This window comes from Winogradskyella marina (genome assembly GCF_015645385.1).
Classification (GTDB): Bacteria; Bacteroidota; Bacteroidia; order Flavobacteriales; family Flavobacteriaceae; genus Winogradskyella; species Winogradskyella marina.
The window spans coordinates 568,828-589,211 of record NZ_JADOET010000001.1; the positions used below are offsets into that span (position 1 = coordinate 568,828).

Annotated in this window: 11 protein-coding genes; 4 read left to right on the forward strand and 7 right to left on the reverse strand. The window is 35.8% G+C overall.

Translation table 11 applies throughout. From position 1 onward, the window contains the following. The first annotated feature begins 314 nt into the window (after positions 1-314). Both ITJ86_RS02370 and ITJ86_RS02375 read left to right on the forward strand, forming a co-directional pair. Complete coding sequence (locus tag ITJ86_RS02370; RefSeq protein ID WP_195869995.1) at positions 315-3,005, forward strand: T9SS type A sorting domain-containing protein; 2,691 nt, start codon at positions 315-317, stop codon at positions 3,003-3,005. Positions 3,006-3,199: 194 nt separating this feature from the next. Next, positions 3,200-4,300, forward strand: a complete 1,101-nt coding sequence (locus tag ITJ86_RS02375) for a formylglycine-generating enzyme family protein (RefSeq protein ID WP_195869996.1) — start codon at positions 3,200-3,202, stop codon at positions 4,298-4,300. Positions 4,301-4,408: 108 nt separating this feature from the next. Here the strand turns inward: ITJ86_RS02375 and ITJ86_RS02380 are convergent, their stop codons facing one another. From ITJ86_RS02380 to ITJ86_RS02410, 7 genes are all read right to left on the reverse strand, one after another. Beyond that, on the reverse strand, positions 4,409-6,247 hold the full coding sequence (locus ITJ86_RS02380; protein WP_195869997.1) for an arylsulfatase: 1,839 nt from the start codon (positions 6,245-6,247) through the stop codon (positions 4,409-4,411). 25 nt (positions 6,248-6,272) lie between these two features. Next, positions 6,273-7,676, reverse strand: coding sequence for a sulfatase family protein (locus ITJ86_RS02385; protein ID WP_195869998.1), 1,404 nt, complete (start codon positions 7,674-7,676; stop codon positions 6,273-6,275). Between the two features lie 7 nt (positions 7,677-7,683). Next, on the reverse strand, positions 7,684-9,198 hold the full coding sequence (locus ITJ86_RS02390) for a sulfatase family protein (protein ID WP_317190615.1): 1,515 nt from the start codon (positions 9,196-9,198) through the stop codon (positions 7,684-7,686). 46 nt (positions 9,199-9,244) lie between these two features. Beyond that, positions 9,245-10,393 (reverse strand): putative glycoside hydrolase, encoded by a 1,149-nt coding sequence (locus ITJ86_RS02395; RefSeq protein ID WP_195870000.1) that lies wholly within the window; start codon positions 10,391-10,393, stop codon positions 9,245-9,247. Between the two features lie 10 nt (positions 10,394-10,403). Then, positions 10,404-12,104, reverse strand: a complete 1,701-nt coding sequence (locus tag ITJ86_RS02400) for an alpha-L-fucosidase (protein WP_195870001.1) — start codon at positions 12,102-12,104, stop codon at positions 10,404-10,406. A 186-nt stretch (positions 12,105-12,290) separates the two neighbouring features. Beyond that, entirely contained in the window at positions 12,291-13,961 is a 1,671-nt protein-coding gene (locus tag ITJ86_RS02405) for a RagB/SusD family nutrient uptake outer membrane protein (RefSeq protein ID WP_195870002.1), read from the reverse strand. Between the two features lie 26 nt (positions 13,962-13,987). Further along, complete coding sequence (locus ITJ86_RS02410; RefSeq protein WP_195870003.1) at positions 13,988-17,140, reverse strand: SusC/RagA family TonB-linked outer membrane protein; 3,153 nt, start codon at positions 17,138-17,140, stop codon at positions 13,988-13,990. Positions 17,141-17,629: 489 nt separating this feature from the next. Between ITJ86_RS02410 and ITJ86_RS02415 the strand changes: the two genes are divergently transcribed. Together ITJ86_RS02415 and ITJ86_RS02420 are read left to right on the forward strand one after the other, a co-directional pair. After that, entirely contained in the window at positions 17,630-19,153 is a 1,524-nt protein-coding gene (locus tag ITJ86_RS02415; RefSeq protein ID WP_195870004.1) for an alpha-L-fucosidase, read from the forward strand. Between the two features lie 33 nt (positions 19,154-19,186). After that, positions 19,187-20,371, forward strand: a complete 1,185-nt coding sequence (locus ITJ86_RS02420) for a putative glycoside hydrolase (RefSeq protein WP_195870005.1) — start codon at positions 19,187-19,189, stop codon at positions 20,369-20,371. Positions 20,372-20,384 lie beyond the last annotated feature (13 nt).

Here is a 20,384-nt window from a genome sequence, read left to right on the forward strand (position 1 = left end):
ATATAAAAGACGCTGACTAAAAGGGCATCTTCTTTTTTTTGTTCAAAAAAATACAATAGTACTACTCATAATTAGTGCTTCACCGTTTAACCTAGAATTCATACATTAGTAAGATTATCATTTCTAACTACTTTTTCTGTTTCTATTTATTTAGCATATTCTAATTAAAAATATAATATACTTCTTTATAGCTATGTACAGCGTATTCTACATGAAATGAGTATGTTTTTGGGTGAATTAAGCAACGTATATATACTGTATACACTTAATTTTATCAGAATATTTTTAATCTACTTAAAAAATCTACTAACATCATGACTAAACAATTACAATTACTTATACTACTAGCTTTTCTTGGCTTAGGCAGTTTGTTGCAATTAAATGCCCAGACCGATGGCACTTATACAAATGAAAATAACACAGGAAATGGCTTATGGACTACAGAAACTAACTGGACAGGGAGCATAATAGCAGATGCAAATGGTATTGCATTAATAGAAAGTGACGTATCTTTAGATGACGGTACGGTTAATGTAGGGAAGATTAATATCGATACTAATAATGCTGCACGTACAATTTCTAACGGTACTTTAATACTTAATGGTTCTGCTGATGATGAAATCATAAGACAATGGGCTGGTCAAGGAACAACGTTTGACTGTAATGTTGCTGTGAATGCTAACGCTAAGCAATTTCTAGTAAGAGGCTCCAACAACTCTAAACTTATTTTTGCTGCTGGAAACACCCTTGATTTAGGAAGCAACAGGGTGGATGTATATAACGCCTCACCTAATCTTTTAGAACTTAATGGAATCGTAACTGGATCTGGAAATTTTCTCGTTGAAAGTGTGGGGAATAATGGCGGCATGATTTTTGGCGCTTCTTCAGATCTTTCAGGCTATTCAGGTACTTTTGTCACTACTGATAACCCAATCATTTCAAACACCAGCTCTATAATTGGTAGTAATGTACAACTTAGAAATACAGGGTCATTTACCATTAATGTAGCCAATACGTTTGAAGGTAATATTATCAGAAATTTTAGAGGAACTGATTTAATTAGTACAGTAACTTTCAACGCTAGCCAAGATAACATGGGTAGCCTTGCAGTAGCAACAGAGCAATTGGCTTTAGACTTTGGTGTGGATGCAACAGTAGTGATTTTTTCAGGATATGAAACCTCAGGTACGGAAGGTGAGGTAGACTTAAAAAACTACGCATCTGGTGTTCTTAGAATAGGAACCACAGCTACTGAAGTATCCCAAACAATATTAGATACATGGCTTATTGATGGTGTAGAACCTGCTGATGGTACTATTACGCAAGATGCATCCGGTTATATTAGAGTTCCAAAGATTGCTTCAACAACGAATCCGTCTACGTGGGATAATGGCTCTTCTTGGATAGGAGGAATTGTGCCTACAGCTATTAATGATGTAATAATACAAGGTAACATTGAAATAACTACTGATGTCGTGGTAAACAATATTTTATTTAAGGAGGCTGGTGTAACAGAGAGAATAAATATTGCCGCAGGAAAATCTTTAACAGCTAATAATATAACTAATATTGCTGGTAATAACTTCGTTTTAAATTCAGATTCTAGTGCCTTTAGTAGTTTAATTGTAAATGGAACTATTGACAACGATATTATTTATGATAGATTTGTTGCGTCATCTTCTACAAACGACCTAGTTTCTCCACCTGTAACAGGACTAGAATTTGGTGATTTTTCTACAGCTGCTCAAAACGAAAATAGAATACTTATTAATCCTAGTGATCCTTTAGAATATGCTTTTGGACCTTTCGATAATGCTACTGGTGCCTATGTTAATTACTTAACCGAAAGTTCAAATAATGCTGGCGATAATAATGATGAAACTGAATTAATTTCTGGCAAAGGGTACAGAGCCGCAACTATTAGCGGAGACCCAGTAAGGTTTAATGGAGCTGTTGAAACTGAGTCTGTAGGCATTGCAATAACAGATGAGACAGCTACAGGTACAGGAAATTACAAAAGATGGAACTTAATTGGCAATCCTTATCCTTCATATTTAGATTTCGGTGCCTTCTTTACTGAGAACTCAGATGAATTTGATACAGGAGCTTACCAAGCTATTTATGGTTATGATGGCGACGATTCTGATGGTAGTAATTTCACAATTTGGAATTGGTTTAATAATTCTGATAAACTTGCTCCAGGACAAGGTTTCTTTGTTAGATCTAAGATAAATGGAGGGAACGTAACTTTTAATCCTGATATGAGAACCATTGGTGCTTCCGATGACTTTATTGCTAATAGAACATCGACACCTAACTTTGTATTATCTGAGTTATTTTTATCTAGTGGATCATCTAGTTATTCAACTAAAATCTATTTTGCCGAAAATCAAACACGTGATTTAGATTCAGGTTATGATGCTGCTGCTTTTTCAGGTTCTCCTAGTCCAATATATACGTATCTTGTAAATAATAATGAAGACATAAAATTTGCAATTCAAGCATTGCCTTATAATGATTTCAATAATGTAGTGGTACCTCTTGGTATTACAGGTGAAGCTGGCACGCAATTAACTATAGGTTTAAATGCAACTACGGCTACTATTCCTTCCAATGCTAATGTTTACCTTGAAGATAATGAAACGAATACATGGACCTTATTAAATACTGGAGATTATGTATTTACACCTTCTGACAATTTAAATGGAGCAGGACGATTCTATATACATTACTCAACAAATGTGCTATCCGTAGATGATAATTTGTTAAATGGTTTACATATCTATTCAAACCAATCATCAAAAACAGTAGTGGTTAAAGGACAATTAAATTCCGAAACTACAGCTAAATTATATGACATGCAAGGTCGAATGGTATTACAAAATGTATTAAATACATCGAACATTTCAAATACTATTGATGTTGGCAATATAAAAACAGGGGTTTACATTGTAGAGTTAACAAGTAATACGCAACACCGAACTCAAAAAATTATAATAAATTAAAATAGGATAGACTTCTAATTTTAAAACTAAGTACATCAAAGAAAAACCGCAATATCTTGTTCATATTACGGTTTTTTCTTTTATTGAGAATTGATGACAGTTATTTTGCTTATGCTATTTATATTTAATATGTTATTACAATGCAGACAAACAAAGCACTATATTTAAACAAAATCAATTTGTATCTAAAATTTATGAAAAGACCATTTGCTCAAAATATTGCCTTACTATTGATACTTACAGCAATTTTCAGTTGTAAAAATGAAGTAAAGCAAGACACTACCAAAACGGATAAAATTAATCCTGTAGAAACACCTGCAATACCTGATGCTCCTGAAGGCATGGTTTGGGTAGAGAAGAAAACGTTTTTACAAGGTGCCAAAGATACAGATCAATACGCAATGCCAAGAGAAAAGCCAGCGCATAAGGTGACTGTTGATGGTTTTTTTATGGATGCTACTGTAGTTACTAATAGACAGTTTAAAGCCTTTGTAGAAGCAACCAACTACGTTACTATCGCAGAACGTGAGATTGATTGGGAAGACATGAAAAAAGAATTGCCTCCAAACACACCGAAGCCTCACGACTCCATTCTTCAACCTGGCAGTTTAATTTTTAATAAAGATGTTAATGCCGTTGTAAACATGCAGAATTATGGACAATGGTGGACATGGAAAACTGGAGCGAATTGGAGACATCCTGATGGCCCTCAATCAACTATTGAAGGTAAAGATGATTATCCAGTTGTTCATGTGGCTTACCAAGATGCTTTAGCGTATTGTGAATGGGCAAACAGACGTTTACCAACAGAAGCAGAATGGGAATCTGCAGCTCAAGGAAATAATACAAATACTATTTTTACTTGGGGAAATGATGCGGCAAAATTAGATGCAAATGCCAATACATGGCAAGGCGTTTTTCCTACTAAAAATGAGTCTCAAGATGGGTTTGAATTTATTTCTCCTGTAAAATCGTATCCTCCAAATAGTATTGGACTTTACGATATGGCTGGAAATGTATGGGAAATAACCAGTGATTTTTTTAATGTGAATTATTACAGTGAATTAGATACCTCTAAGCCAATTGTTAATCCTAAAGGGGCTGAAAAGCATTTTAATCCTAATAATCCGTATCAAGTAGAACACGTGATGAAAGGTGGTTCATTTTTATGTCATGCCTCATATTGTGCTAGTTTTAGAATATCGGCTAAAATGGGCGTTTCTGTAGATTCTGGATCCGATCATATGGGCTTTAGAACGGTTGCTACGCCAGAGATGTTAGCCTCGAAAGAGTAGCCTAATCTTTCACATATACAACTAAAAAAAGGGAACGTTGGCGTTCCCTTTTTTTAGATCATAAACTGATTTGCAATACGTGTCTGTAAAGCGTCATCTCTATAACGCTTAGTCTATCAAAGAGAAGTCTGTTGATACTCTCGTTACTCTAATATAAAACGCTCCCCAATCTTCATTATCCTTGGTCGTAAACCAAGCACTCATATCGGTTTCGCCTTCAGTAAAGTTACCTGTAAAGCTTATCACTTTAGCATCTTTGTCTACAGTCTTAGTTTGTTCCCATGCTCCAATTTTTACACCACCAGATTTAAAATTCATGGTTCTACCTTCAGCAATAGCTTCGGTAGAAATGGTACCTTCTTTGCCTTCTACAGCTGCATTAATGGCTAAATTAGATTCAAAAGGCCATCTGCTTAATTCAATTGTATACGTTCCAGATTGTTCAAAGGCTACGGTAAATTCGCCTCCAACAGGGTTCTTTTTTGCTTCTCTAATGAAATTCTGATTCCATGGAATTTTAGAATCGTGCACATGTGTATCATGGCAAGTTAACTCTATTGGGTTTTGCTGATCTGACCCTAAAACGATAATAGGAAACTGATTAAACTCCGTAGAGACCGAACTCCACCATTCGTTATAATAGCCACGCATTTGTTCTACTTTTTCAGGGAACTGAGCAGCTAAGTCATTTTCTTGACCTGGATCTTTAGAAATATCATATAATTCTTTACCATTAACCAATCGCATCTTGTCTGACATCACGGCACTTTTTCTCCATTTTATAGGACTTTGTACACGCTGAGAATCGGTAATAAGATAATCTCTACCAATGGTTTCTTCTTCACCTAAAATCAATGACGAAATATCTGAACCATCCATTTCTTTTTGTCCTTCCGGTAATTCTAAATTACATAAGGTTGCTAAGGTTGGTAAAATATCTAAATGTGCTGTTAAATCTGTTACATCTCTACCACCTTCAATATTTTTCCCTGGATACTTAATGAAAAATGGCACACGGTGTCCACCTTCATATTCACTATTTTTGGTGCCTTTCATTCCTGCATTAAAACCGTAAAGTTCACCTCCTACTTTCTTATATCCTGAAGCCGTTCCGTTATCAGTCATAAAAATTACAATGGTATTATCTGCAATATTTAAATCTTCCAATTTCTGTTGAAGTTTTGCAACGTTGTCATCTACATTGGTAATCATTCCATAAAATATCTTTTGAAATTCAGGAATGTCTAAATCTTTATATTGATTATAATAGTCTTCAGGAACGTTGAATGGAAGGTGCGGTGCGTTTGCAGAAATATAAGCGAAAAACGGCTCATCCTTTTTATCTTCAATATATTTTATAGCTTCATCAAACCAAACATCAGTACAATAGCCCTCAAACTTTGTAGGCACACCATTTTTAAAATAGGTATCATCAAAATAATCATTATCCCAATAATCTGGTGTTTGTCCAACACCTCCTCCACCATGCATAATAGTGTATTTAAACCCTTTATCTTGTGGTCTAGAAGGATAAGTATCTCCTAAATGCCATTTACCAAACATAGCGGTTTCATAGCCGTTTTCTTGAAACACATCAGCCATAGTCACTTCATCATCCCTTAAAATAGACACACCACCGATGGTATGCCAAACCCCAACTCTATTCGCATATCGTCCGGTCATTAAACCCGATCTTGAAGGCGCACAGGTTGGACCCACATGAAAATCTGTTAATCGTACAGATTCGTCATGAAGTTCGTCCAAAGCAGGCGTTTTAACTAAGGTGTTACCATGAGCACCTAAATCCCCATAACCTTGGTCATCTGTTATAATAACAATGACATTAGGTTGTTCTGTTTTTTTAGTTTCAGATGTCTTTGTTGATTGAGACGTACATGAAAAAGTCAGTCCCATAAGGGCCATTAATACAATTATTTTTCTATTCATTTTAATGTTATTTATTGATGCTAATCTATTTAGGTAATTCTTTTTTCCAATCGTTCCACAAGCCTTTAAGTTCACTGACCACTTGCTTATTGCTTTCTGCTACATTATTTTTCTCAAACGGATCTTTAGAAATATTGTAGAGTTCTACTTTATTAATGTCTTCATTAAATAAGAGTTTCCAATCGCCATCTCTAACCGCACCTTCAGCCCAATGATCTGTTTTTACTTTTGGAAAACGCCATTCCCAAAACAACGGTTTTGTCCGTTCAAAACTTTTGTTCTCTAAGATTGATGTTATATTTTCTCCATCAATACTATAGTCTTTTGGTAATTCTGTTTCTGCTAAGTCTGCAAAGGTTGGCAATAAATCTACTGTAGATAATACACTGGTAGAATCTACTTTACCTTCCTGTACATGATTTTTCCATTTTACAATAAAAGGCACCACAACACCACCTTGAAGAATATCTACTTTTCTTCCTCTTAGACCTGCTGTAGAACCGGCCTCTTTAGAAGGTCCCCATCCTGCAGGGCCATTATCGCTTGAAAATATAATTAAAGTATTGTCATCTAATCCCATTTCTGAAATGAACTCTAATAAGCGTCCCACATGAAAATCGGCATCTTTTAAAACCGCATAATAGGTTTCCTTACTTGGTGATAAGCCTTTAAAATCTTCACGTTGCTCCTCTGAAGGCCATAAAGGGGTATGCGGATCTTTTAACCATAGATTGACAAACATAGGTTGTTTACCCTTATTTTCTTTAATAAAATCAATTGTTTCATCTACAGCAATTTTACTAGAACTTTGTACCCATAAGGTATCTGTATCCATAAATCGTGTGGTTGGCCATTTTTGATCGCCTTTCCAAGTTGGTCCGTTGCCGTTCCAAACTCTAGTTTCATCATAACCATATGTTTTAGGTTCTGGTGCAGAAGGATCGCCATGCGGTTTACCACCACCTCCTAAATGCCATTTACCAAAATGAGCGGTTTTATAGCCTGCTTTTTGCATGGTTTGCGGTAAATACACAGGTAAGGAATCATTTAAATAGTTTGGCATATTGCGTCTTGCATTCACTTCGTTACCTGCAAAATGGGCATGAACTTGATGCCTTGCTGGAAAATGTCCTGTTAAGACCGAAGCTCGACTTGGTGAACACACACCGCTAGTCACATGAAACTGCGTATAGCGTGTCCCTTCAGCTGCCATTTTATCAATGTTTGGCGTGACGACCTCCGTGTTTCCATAAACACCTAGATCACCATAACCCCAATCATCTGCAAAAATAAAAATGATGTTTGGTCTTGAATCTTCTTTTTTTATAGCTTCTTTCGCTGCTACAACTTCTTTTTTAGTGTTGTTGCATGAAAACATTGTCATAAGAACGACACCTAACACAATGTGTTTTATTGGATTTATGCTCATTGTAGAATTAATTTTTAAACGTTTCTGTTTTTTGTTCCTTGTGCAATGCTGTTGCCAATTCCTTGACTTTCTTTGGAAATTGACTTGCTAAATTTGTGGTTTGACCAATATCGTCTTTAAGGTTGAAGAGCTGCACCGTATCCTTAGCTGTAGCAAAACGTTTCCCTTCTTCAAACCATTTTGGGATTCTGGTGTGGTAACCATCTTTATTATTAATGTACAACCAATCCCCTTTTCTAATCGCATACTTAGATGCCCAAGTATTATGGACAATAGTCGTTCTTACGGGTTCAGTAGCATCCGTTAACCAGGCGTCTGAAAAATTAAAACTATCGTGTTGAAATCCTTTTGGCAACTCACTATTTGTAATAGACGCTAAGGTATTTAGAAGATCAATCTGACTAAATAATTGCGTACTCTTAGTTCCTGGTTTTATTTTGTTTGGCCATTTTACAATAAAAGGCACATGATGTCCACCTTCGTAGATATCTCTTTTTACGCCTCTGAAGGGACGCGAACTATCATGATCATAATTTTTAATACGATCGTAAGCATAACGCTCCGATCCGTTATCTGAAGTAAAGATAACAATGGTATTCTCGTCTGCATCAATGGATTTTAAAGCTTCTAAAACCTGACCTATAGCATCATCTGTTTGATATACAAAATCACCATAAGGACCAGCTTCGCTTTTTCCTCTAAATGCTTTGTTCGGAATTATAGGCGCATGTGGCGATGGAAAAGGCAGATATAAAAAGAATGGTTTTTCCGCTTTTTCTTGGTTTTCAATAAAGCTAACTGCAGAACTCGTCACAGTAGGTAAAACCTTGTAAAAATCCCAACCTTTAACGGCTGGGCCAGGTCTTAGCTCCCAATTTCCTTCTAGGGCAAATTCTTTCTTTGGGTGTTCTAGCGTTATTGTTGGTGCTTCTGTTACCTTATCATTTTCAATCCAAGTGTATGGTGGAAAATTAATGGTACCATCGCCAAAATAAGAATCAAAACCTATGGATAAAGGACCATTAGGAATAGGTTTATCCCAATCATAAGCCTGAGCTGGCCAGATTTCGACGTCCTTCTTTCCGTGTTTCGCCTTTATTTTTTCAGTAAAATCTTTATTTCTGATGGACTCCCAATTCCACCCCAAATGCCATTTACCAATTGCCGCGGTGTGATAACCATTGTTCTTAAGAATTCGAGGTAAAGTCACCTGATTTTCTTTAAAAACAGATTCGCCCATAGCATGTACAATATCATTAAAATCTCTCCAATGATAACGACCAGATAATAAGGCGTATCGACTTGGCGTACAAACACCAGAAGAACTATGAGCATCTGTCATTAGCAAACCTTCTCTAGCTAATTGATCTAAATTAGGTGTTGGGATTTTAGATTGTGGATTTTGAATGGCCAAATCACCAAAGCCCATATCATCGGCGTAAAAAATAATGATGTTAGGTTTAGTAGCCTTAGTCGTTAGTTTTGGTTGTTCTGGTTGTTGTTGACAGGCTGTCAAGCACACCAAGATTAAAAGATAAAATGAAGCGCTTATTTTCATGATTTTGTTTTTATTCTTTCCAGTCAATAGTGGATTTCTTATTTTCTAAATCGACCCAAACACTAGCATGTTCATAGTCTCGGGTTAAAATCCAATCCTTAACTTGCATCTCGTTTAAAGGCTTCCCTAAAGGTTTATCAAATTCTGGATACCACAATAGCGATCCCATACCTAAGCGATAGCCCCAATTGTAACTGATATAAGAATGTTTTTGTGCTCCGGCTAAAAAAGAAGCCAACGCAAAGGTTAAGTGTTCTTTTGAAATTTCCGCTTTTTCTTTATCAGATTTGGCCATAAAGGTTTTGTTTACCCATGCATTTTCTGGCCATGTCTTAAACACTACGATTTTACCACTCTTACCTGCTTTTTCCATTTCTTGAATATCCTTAAGCATACTTTCTTTGGTTTTGCTGTTAAAATATCCAAAATGCTCTATCATAACGGCATCCGTAAAATCTGGAAAATCATTACCACTATTTCTAACGGGTGTTGAACGAATACCGTTATAAACGATTAATTTATCGTCCCCTATTTTAGTTCTGGTTTCTTTGATTAAATCTTTAAGACCTTGCTGAATAGCATCATATTTTTCAGTTCCCCATAATCGTTTATTACCTGGATTTGTAACCTGAATCAAAGCATCAAAGAAAACACCATCAATGTTATCATTCTTTAAATTGTCTAACGCAATATCTGACCACCAATCTCTAAGTTCGGGATTAGATAAATCATAACGCTTAATCCTTTCGTTTTTTAAGTCTAAGTCACCGGTTTTTGTTTTAAGCCACCAATCTGATTTTGTCTGGTAATCTTCATGCGCTTCATACATGTTATAATCTAAAAACGCATTCCAGTAGAATACTACTTTCATGTCTGGATTTAAATCCTTTAACACTTTGGCATCCGCAGCAATAGCTTCTTCTGAATATTTATATTTTGGAAAACCATGTGCCTTTTCTAATACAGTAAAGTTAGAATGAGACGCTACAAATTTGGCTTCAGACTTAGTTAAAAGATCGCCTCTTTTTCCGAAGTGAAAAGCCACTGGAACCTTATCCCAGCTAAATTTTGGGTAGTGCTTATCATTTTGCGAAAAGGCAACTTGACTAATTACCAAACCAATTAAAAATAAACTTTTATGTATAAAACGAGACTTCACTATTTCACTTTTATTTTATAGGTGAAAGCTTAATAGACTTTAAGCTAGATGTTGTTGGATCACCTTCAACTAAAGATGTTTTAATGATGTGGTTTCCTGCTGTTTTAAACTCTATAATACCCATATTACGAAAGGCATACTTATCGGTTGCAGCTTGCTGATTTTGAACTTTAATACCTTCATCAGTAGTTGTTTTCCAAACCAGTCGTTCTTCACCTGCGTATTCTAAATCTAAATAATAATAGCCTGGTTTTTGAACATTCACTTCCCAAGTCACGGTGCCGTTTTCTTCCCAATCACTGACTTGGTTGGCATGCTTCCATTCACCAAATTTTTCCATCCAACGCACGTTTTTTTGTTCTGCGCCTTTTGCAACTCCAAACTCGGTTAATAATCTAGTAGGAATATTTGGATAGATGCCTAAATTCGTTTCTACGATAGCTTCTTCATCTTCAAGTTTAACTTGTATTACAGAGATCAATTCATCTGGTGTTTTATAAGGCACATCGATGACTAACCAATCATTGACCATCTTATAGTTTAACGCACTGCTTTCTTTTCCATCTAAAAGTGCTATAGTTTTTACTTTAGACTTTAATCCAGGCAAGTATAATTTACCATCCGTTGGCCATTCGCTTACTGACAAATAAAGCGATTCATCATTTGTGGTGACATCTCCCCAAGGTAAGGCGTAACCCCATGGTGAACTGCCTGCATCGTAAATAATCTGTGGATATTTTTGAATCCAACGACCAGATTCTTGTAAAAATTCTATACCAATACTAGGGATAGCGCCATTACTATCTGGACCAACATTAAATAAATACGTACCTCCTCTAGCAACGGTTTCAATAACGCGACCAAGAATTTTCTTAGGACTTTTAAAGTTATTATCATACCAAGCATAAGACCAAGAATCGTTATTGGTATCTGCTGTTTCCCATAGGCCTTCAACATTTCGGGTTGGCACTTCCATATCTCCGATACTGGCATAATCTCCCATACCATAACCAACTCTACTACACATCATAGCCTTTGGTTGTAATTCTCTAACCATATCAGCTAATTCTACGACGTATTCTTTTGGCATATCGCCAGGAGTATCAAACCATACGAAATCTATATCACCATAATTGGTACAGATTTCTCTAACTTGAGGTTTACACTTATTATAGAAATAATCTTTAAAGTCCATTTTGTTTCCATGCTCGTCAACTTCAGGACCTCGCGTACCACCTGGAGCTGTCCAATCTTGATTATGCGAATAATAAAACCCGAATCCCAATCCTAATTCCTTACAAGCAGCAGATAACTCGTGCATAGGGTCTCTACCAAATGGTGTGGCATCAACAATATTAAAATCGCTCGCTTCAGAATCGAACATCGCAAAGCCTTCGTGATGTTTACTCGTAATGATTATATATTTCATTCCGGCATCTTTGGCCAATTGTGCAATCTGCTTAGCATCAAATTCTGTTGGATTAAACGTTTTCGCCGTTTCCATGTACTCTTTCGGCGAAATATTTGCTACACGCTTGCTCATTAACCATTCACCAATGCCGTAATACGTTTTATCTTCCCATACTCCTCCAAGGTTTGAAAACAATCCCCAATGAATAAACATACCGTAGTTACCTTCATCGAACAACTTTGCTTTTCCACTTTTTAAGGCATCACCAGTAACGCTCGTTTCACCCCACATTTCTTCCATTCCCTTTTTGTTTTTATCTTGAGCGAAAATATTCGTGCTAAAAAGAAGCGCTATACATAAAAGGGCGGAAAGGCAATTTATTTTTTTTATAGTCATTATTATTATTTTTTATTACTGTTACTTAAAACAAGCGCATTAAAAATTAATATTTAATGCGCTTTAAAAATTATTTTGGGTTATCTAATTTTAATAGCCATCATTCTGTTCCCACCCATTTTCAATGTTCAATTCTATTTCTGATTGGGGAATTGGAAATAGCCACTCATTATCTGGCCATACTGGTCTCGTGTTATAAAATGGCGTATAAACATTTCTGTAATCTGTTAAAGATCCTTGTTCTGCAGTCCAATCAAGTAGAATGTCCGTAGTTTCAGAAACTAGTCTATTCGTTCTGATAAGGTCGAATTTACGTTTAAACTCAGCGTTAAGTTCAACACGTCTTTCTTGCCAAACAGCCTCTCTGAAATCACTTTGAGATAAGCCTGGTGTTAAATCACCTAACCCTGCTCTATTTCTTAATGCGTTTATGGCACTGTAAGCTTCTGCATTTGGTGCACCATCAGCTTCATTTTGCGCCTCTGCATAAATTAATAAGGCGTCGGCATAGCGATAGAGTATAATATTTGAGTTGGTGTATTGAAAACTCGTCCCATCTTCAGCGAGATAAAAAGAAATATCAATAAACTTTCTAAATGTTGGCTGACAGAGGTATGGTTTTCCTGAAGGGGAATCATATCTTGTCATAATACTCCATAACCGTTCATCACCATCTTCAAAAGCACTATAAAGATCAGGTGTAGGTAAATTTACACCAACTCCAGGAGGTCTTCCTGGGAAAAACAACCCATCTGGATTAGTTTCAGTTTCTTGTCTTAAATTACCTGGCCAACCTTCATCTACTAATGGTGTTGCATTGGCGTTTGGTCCCCAATATCCAGCAGCATTTCCAGAGCCATTACTTTCTCGGCTTAACCAACTTCCAAGGTTTGCAACTTGCACATAAGATAGTTCTAACATGGATTCTTTAGTAAATGGATTGTCGTCTAACCATGCCACACCAAATGCTGGCGTATTTCCTGAACCTTCAAGATTTAAACTATGTGGTGAATCATCAATAATCTCTTTTGCTTTATCTCTAGCTAATGCCCAATTGGACTCATCGCCTTGAATAAAATCGCCTTGAGATGTTCTTCGATGACCTGCGCGTGTTAAATAAACTTCAGATAAAAGTAGTTTTGCTGTCCATTTTGTAAAACGACCATCATGTAAGGCATCTTTACAATTCTCTTCTGCAAACTGAAGATCTGGTATAATAACTTGGTCATAAATATCTTCTGCACTTATTCTTGGTTTTTGAAAATCTGATTCAGCCGTAACTGCATCAACAATTAGTGGTTGATCACCAAATGCTCTGACTAATTGGTAATAGAAATAAGCTCTTAAGGCACGTGCTTCACCTAAAATTATGTTTTTTTCTGTTTCATCCATATCTATTGCTGGTACGTGTGCCAATACCGTATTAGCTCTAGCTATACCTACCCACCAATCACTATAAACTCCATGTTGCTCAAACATTGGGTCGACTGGCATTACGGTATGGGTTCCAAAGGCGTCATGATTTCCGCCATTTGTTCTACTCACCTGATCGTCCGTATAGGCGTCAACAACCGTCCAAAACCTACTGTGTACGACATACATACTTTTGTAAACACCATCTACTGCTGTTCTGGCATCTCCAGGTGTTTGGAAAAAATTACTTGCTGAAATAAATGTTGGTGGCTCTTCTTCAAGATATGCTTCGCATGATATATTCATCACTACGAGTAGTAATAACCCTATTTTTACTTTTATATTCATCTTATAATATTTTTAGTTAATTTTTTTTAGAATTTTAAATTGACACCCATTCTGATAACACGACCAGATGGATAACCTGCATTGTCATGTCCTAAATTTGTTGTAGAATTCCCTCTTATTGATACATCAGGACTATAGCCTGTATAGTCTGTCCATATATGTAAATTGGTACCTGAGACATAAACCCTTAAACTACTTATATTTAATTCGTCTGTCAGTTTCTTTTTAAAGTTATACCCTAGAGTCACATTTTGTAATCGTACAAAAGAACCATCTTCAATATAGCGATCACTAAAAAGATTGTTGTTGTTGTTACCCATATCTAATCTCGGCCAAATAGTACTTGGGTTTTCTGGTGTCCATCTATTTTGAGTAACGTTTAAACCTTGTCTACCTCTAAAATTTAATAGATTCATGTTTTGCATATTGGCTATATCTTTTCCGATTTGAGAATCAATAAAAATACTAAGATCTACACCTCCAATTTTAAAAACATTACTTATACCGAACGTTACATCAGGTTGTGCTTGCCCAATAATTGTTCTATCATCAGCATCTATTTTACCATCAGGAGTTACATCCTCAAATAATTGTTCACCAGGCCTTTGATCTTGGTCTGACACAGGATAGCCACCATTGTAACCATCTACAAACGTATAAGTAGCATCAGGATTAGCGTTATACATATCTATACGTTCTTGATTTGAAAGTCCTTGAAATTCTACGAAGTCATCAAATTGTGCAATACCTGCTCTCTTATGTCCAAAAAATGTTCCTATTTCTTCACCTATAATCAAACGCTGTGTTCCACCTGCAATAAATCCAGGATCCCAACCACTAAATAGATTATCAGAAGCCAAATTTCTAACCTTGGTTTTACCCGTAGCAATATTACCATTTAACCTCCATGAAAATTTTTCGTTATTGATTATCCGTGCATCAAAAGAGACCTCAAACCCATTGGTTTCTAAAGACCCAAAATTCTCTGTGTATGTTTCAAATCCTGATTGAACAGGAATCCTATTACCTGTAAATAAAAGGTCTTCAGTTATTTTGCTATAATATTCAAAAGCCCCTGTTAATTTGTTATTAAATAATCCAAAGTCTAAACCAGCATCAAATTGTGTTGTTGTTTCCCATGTTAAATTAGGATTAGGTAATTGACTCGCATAATAAATAGTTGTTTGAGACTCATTAAACGCAATAAGATCACTAACATACTGATCTAAAGACTGATAAGTACGTATAGCTTGATTACCTGAAGCACCATAACTAACACGTAGCTTAAGTTCATTTATGGTATTACTATTTTTTAGGAATTTCTCTTGCGAAAGTTTATAAGCAAATGCTGCTGCCGGAAAAAATGCCCATTTATTATTAGCTGCGAATTTTGAAGATCCATCAAAACGACCAGTTAAAGTAAATAAGTATTTTCTATTAAGCGTATAGTTTACTCGTCCAAAAAACGATGCTAATTTATCTTCGCTATATCTCACTCTATCAGGATCGAAAAAGGTTGCAGAACCTGGGTCATAATAGGTTAATAAATCATTGGCAAATCCATAATTAGAAACATAAATACCTTCACTTTCCTTTGATTCTAATGATTGCCCTAAAACAGCATTAATTCTATGGTTCCTATTTATTCTTTTTCTAAAATTAAGGGTATTTGTAATCGTCGTTCTTGTAACTCGAGAATCACTAGTTTTCGCTCTACCACCTTCAGCAACGTTCCTAGGCAAAATGTTTAATTGGTAATACCGTTGCGCCGTATTTCTATTTTGATAAGAAAACGCAGTTTTAAATGATAAGTCGTCAGTAAAATCATAGGTCGCATTTAAACTACCAACCATTTGAGTCAATAAATTATTATAATTGTTAGCTGCTAATGCGGTTGTAGGCGTCCAAAGCTCAATACCTTCATCTTCATCATCAGCGAGTAAACCAGTGGTTGGCGCAGCTCTAAGTGCTCTAGAAATAGCACTAGTTGCACCTCTAAGATTATTAAGACCAGTACTAACGGCTTTTTGATTTGAAGTCACATGAGAATAATTTATTCTTGCATTTACTTTAAACTTTTTAGAAATATTAGCATTGACGTTCATTCGAGTTGAAACACGTTTATAATCCGTATCTTTTACAACACCTTGAGCGTTAAGATAATTCGACGAAATTAAATAACGAAGATCCTCATTACCACCACTAAAACCTAAATTTGTGTTAGATGTAGTTCCCGCGCGAAAAATGGTTTTTTGCCAATTGTTATTTTGGAGCAAACCGGCTCTAGCAGAATCTAGTCTTACAGATTGACCTTCGTCATTCCCATTACCAGCGTTAAAAGCAGCTTCTCGATTTAAAATATAATAATCATTAGCATCTAGTACATCTATATAATTAGGTACCTCTGTTATTCCATATTCATGTTCAACAGTAACAACACCTTTACCTGTTTTTCCTGATTTTGTGGTAATCAATATAACTCCATTAGCACCACGAGATCCATATATGGCAGTTGATGATGCATCTTTAAGAATTTCTACAGATTCTATATCCGCCGGATTAATCATCGCTAACGGACTAGAAACCGAACTCTCAACATCTTGATCACCTAATCCCTCAGCACTCGTGTTATCCATTGGAATACCATCTATAACATATAATGGCTCACTTCCATTTAAAGAACTAATAGCTCTAACGCGAATGGAAGCGCCCGAACCTGGTTCACCCGAGTTTTGCGTAACAACAACCCCCGCTGCTCTTCCAGCCAAGGCTTGATCAAGACTTGTAGTACCCGCTTGCGTGAGCTCTTTTCCTTTAATAGAAGACACAGACCCCGTTAAATCACTTTTCTCTACGGTTCCATAACCCACTACAACCACTTCACTTAGTGACGTATCTGTCATCACTAACGTTACATCAATTACGCTCTGTTCTCCGACAACCACTTCCTTAGTCTCCGCACCTAAATAAGAAAAAAGCAAAACATCACCCTTATTAAGGTTTAACGAATAATTTCCATCAAAATCAGTAACCGTGCCTTTAGCAAGACCCTTAACTAATATTGAAGCTCCGAGTATCGGTTGTCCTGTATCGTCTTTCACAGTCCCTGTTATAGTTTTCTCTTGTGAAAAAACTTGGAGACCAAGTGTAAGAAGAAAAATAGTTAGAATTTGTTTCATGTATAATTATGGTTTAATTAGTTTCTGCTAAAGTATATCATTGACCCAAAAAAGATTTTCTGTATTAGTTCAAATCCTTGCTCGTTTTCAAATAAACGAGCTAACAAAGGCCTATTCACCGACATTTGAGTTCTTTACAAACTACTCATATAAGTCACTATCATTTAAATTTTTAAACCCTTTACTACTTTTGGCGCTAAACCTATAACGGGTAGCATTCGAGATTATAAAAGTTTAAAATAATATTGGCTGCAATGCCAACTATTTTTTAGATAAATTAACTAGTGCGTCGTATATCTACAAATATGAATCAAATAAGATAAATCTACTTGCTCTGTTCTTTTTAAAATTTTCTCATTTCAACCAAAGCCTTTAAGGACCAAGCTATATCAATGGGTTTGAGTTTTTACAGCAAAAAAATGACGGAATAGAGAAGCATTACTAAATTAGTAAATGTTTACTTTGTATGTACATGATAAATAGATAAAAATGTCTTTAGTGAAACTTACATCTATCCTGTTTTTAACCTTAAGCACTTGTTTTGTTTTAGGTCAATCTCTTCCAACCAAAAAAGTAATTGAAGCGAACTGGGAATCCATGGCTGAGAATTATAAGGTTCCAGAATGGTTTCAAGATGGAAAAATTGGGGTTTGGATGCATTGGGGAATTCCTTCTTCAATTGACGAAAACAGAATAGAGGATGGTTCTCACTACGGGAGACGCATGTATGGAGATGAAGATTATGATGCCCGAAACGAACCTGACAGGCTAAGGACAAAAAGATTAACACAATGGCATACGGAGCGCTATGGACCGCCTTCAGAATTTGGTTACGAAAAATTTATAGCTGACTTTAAAGCTGAAAACTTCGATGCAGATAAAATTGTACAGTTTGTTAAAGACAATGGAGCACGTTTTATCATGCCCGTAGCCACACATCACGATAATTTTGATATGTATGATTCCTTCTTTCCATGGAATGCTGTAAAAATGGGTCCTAAGAAAGATATTCTTAGAGAATGGAAAGACGCCGCCTACAAACATGATTTAAAATTTGGTGTATCGACCCATTTATATTGGTCACCACGCTTTTTTAGAACGGCTCGGAAATATCAAAAAGAAGGCACGCCAGAATGGGAGTTCTTCAATATGGATTATGACACCTATAAATTTGCTAGCCAAGATAGTTGGAATGAACATTGGTACAAGCGTTCTTGGGATTTAATAGAAAAATACGATCCAGACATGTTTAATAACGATTCGCCTTATCCAACTCTAAAATCGGGAAAAGGATTGGGTGTTAAGTTGTTTTCAGATTATTTAAACAGAGATTTAAAAGAGAATAACGGCAAACAAACTACTGTTTTATCTTTTAAAAACGCCAAAGAGAACAAAGCGGCTTTTACCTACAATCTCGAGAGAGGGATGTTTGGCGAACAACAAGCGCATCCTTGGATATGGGCAACTGATTTATCTGGAAGCTGGTTTTACAGAAAGAATTCATTTACCAAAATGTCTTTAGATGTTTTAATTGGTAACGCTATTGATGCCATTAGTAAAAATGGTGTTGTTATGATTAATATTGCTTTAAAAGGAGACGGTACAATTCCTGAGAATCAAAAACAGATGTTAAATGATTTCGGAGATTTTGTAAAAATTAACCAAGAAGGCATTTACAATACCAGACCATGGAAAACCTTTGGAGAAGGGCCTTTAGAAATTGTGACAAAACGCGCTGGTGAAAACTTAAAAGAATTCTCAGAAAAAGATATTCGTTTTACCACAAAGGATGGCCATCTTTATGCTTTTATTTTAGCACCACCCACAGAAGATATTTTGATTAAGGTGTTAAAGCAAGATGGGCTTTTACAAAAGAATATAAAAGAAATACAGTTGTTAGGCAGCGATGAAACCATTAGCTGGAACCGAAACAACGATGGTTTGGCGATTACATATGATTTTAAAAACATCCCAAACCAATCTGCTATTTGTTTTAAAATAATTACAGAATAGTTGACAATACAATTAAAATAATGAGAGGTAACCATGCGTTTTAAATCGTCCTTTTTAGTCGTTTTATTAGCCGTTTCTTTAAGTGCGTGTTCCGTACAAAAACAAGAGACCGCTGTGGTAAAACAAAAATTACCAGAATTTTCTTGGGACAAAATGCCATTGTATATGCACCTTCGTAAATCTGAAGTATTTACAAAAAAAGAGCTCACCTATCTTTCAAAATTTCCGCTAATAACATTTGAAAAAACTACAGGAAGTAAAGCATATGGATCCACAGAAAAAGGAACTATTAAAGCTGCTAAAGCTGTCAAAAAAATAAACCCTGAGACCAAAATATTATATTACAAGAATGTTATTGTAAACTGGGGAGGTTATGCTGAAGATAAAGCATTTTTAAATGAACATCCCGAAGCTTTATTAGTCAACACTAAAGGACAAAAAGCGTTGATGCCAAATCGAAGAACTGGTTTTTTTGATATCTCTGAAGACTATGTGCGTGCGTATTGGTTAAACCATGTAAAAAAAGTCACCGAAAGCCCTTATATTGATGGTGTCTTTTTAGATGCTAATATTAAAGTTTTAGTACCTATGTTTTTTAACAACCGTGTTGGAGAAGAAAAACGAGACGCTATTAAAACGGGCTACTTATCCATGATGGGAGATTTAGATGCTCAAATAGGAAAAGACAACTTACTCATTGCAAATATCCTTCGTGTGCGTCCAGAATTTAAAGATTCTGGTAGAGATTATTTAAAATTTTTCGATGGCTCTTATATAGAAGGCTTTGAACATGAGAATTTTGGCATGACTTATGAAGATTATCTGGCAAAAGGTATTGAAGCAGTCCAAAAATCAGCAAGAGAAGGCAAGGTCATTGCGATGTCGCTTGGCATAGGTAAAGCATTAGAGAATGCAGAAGCAGGCATTGATGATGCTAGAAAAAAAGTAACCCTAAATAAAAACCTTACAAAACGCTTAGATTATCTATTGGCTATTTTTCTAGTCTGCGCTGAAAAGCACAGTTATGTCTATCCACATGATGGTTATGATATTAAAAAATCTGCGGTCTGGCTTAAAACGTTTCCACAGTATGAAAAAAAACTAGGTGCACCAAAAGGCAAGGCCAAACGTGAAGGCTATATTTACACAAGATCTTTTGAGCATTTAGATGTATGGTTAGATATAGAACATCAAACCGCCCAATTACACTGGAAATAAACGAACCCTAAAT

Coding starts and splice junctions, on each gene's coding strand:
- ITJ86_RS02370 (WP_195869995.1), top strand. CDS start 315: ATGACTAAACAATTACAATTACTTATACTACTAGCTTTTCTTGGCTTA.
- ITJ86_RS02375 (WP_195869996.1), top strand. CDS start 3,200: ATGAAAAGACCATTTGCTCAAAATATTGCCTTACTATTGATACTTACA.
- ITJ86_RS02380 (WP_195869997.1), bottom strand. CDS start 6,247: ATGAATAGAAAAATAATTGTATTAATGGCCCTTATGGGACTGACTTTT.
- ITJ86_RS02385 (WP_195869998.1), bottom strand. CDS start 7,676: ATGAGCATAAATCCAATAAAACACATTGTGTTAGGTGTCGTTCTTATG.
- ITJ86_RS02400 (WP_195870001.1), bottom strand. CDS start 12,104: ATGGAAGAAATGTGGGGTGAAACGAGCGTTACTGGTGATGCCTTAAAA.
- ITJ86_RS02405 (WP_195870002.1), bottom strand. CDS start 13,961: ATGAATATAAAAGTAAAAATAGGGTTATTACTACTCGTAGTGATGAAT.
- ITJ86_RS02410 (WP_195870003.1), bottom strand. CDS start 17,140: ATGAAACAAATTCTAACTATTTTTCTTCTTACACTTGGTCTCCAAGTT.
- ITJ86_RS02415 (WP_195870004.1), top strand. CDS start 17,630: ATGTCTTTAGTGAAACTTACATCTATCCTGTTTTTAACCTTAAGCACT.
- ITJ86_RS02420 (WP_195870005.1), top strand. CDS start 19,187: ATGCGTTTTAAATCGTCCTTTTTAGTCGTTTTATTAGCCGTTTCTTTA.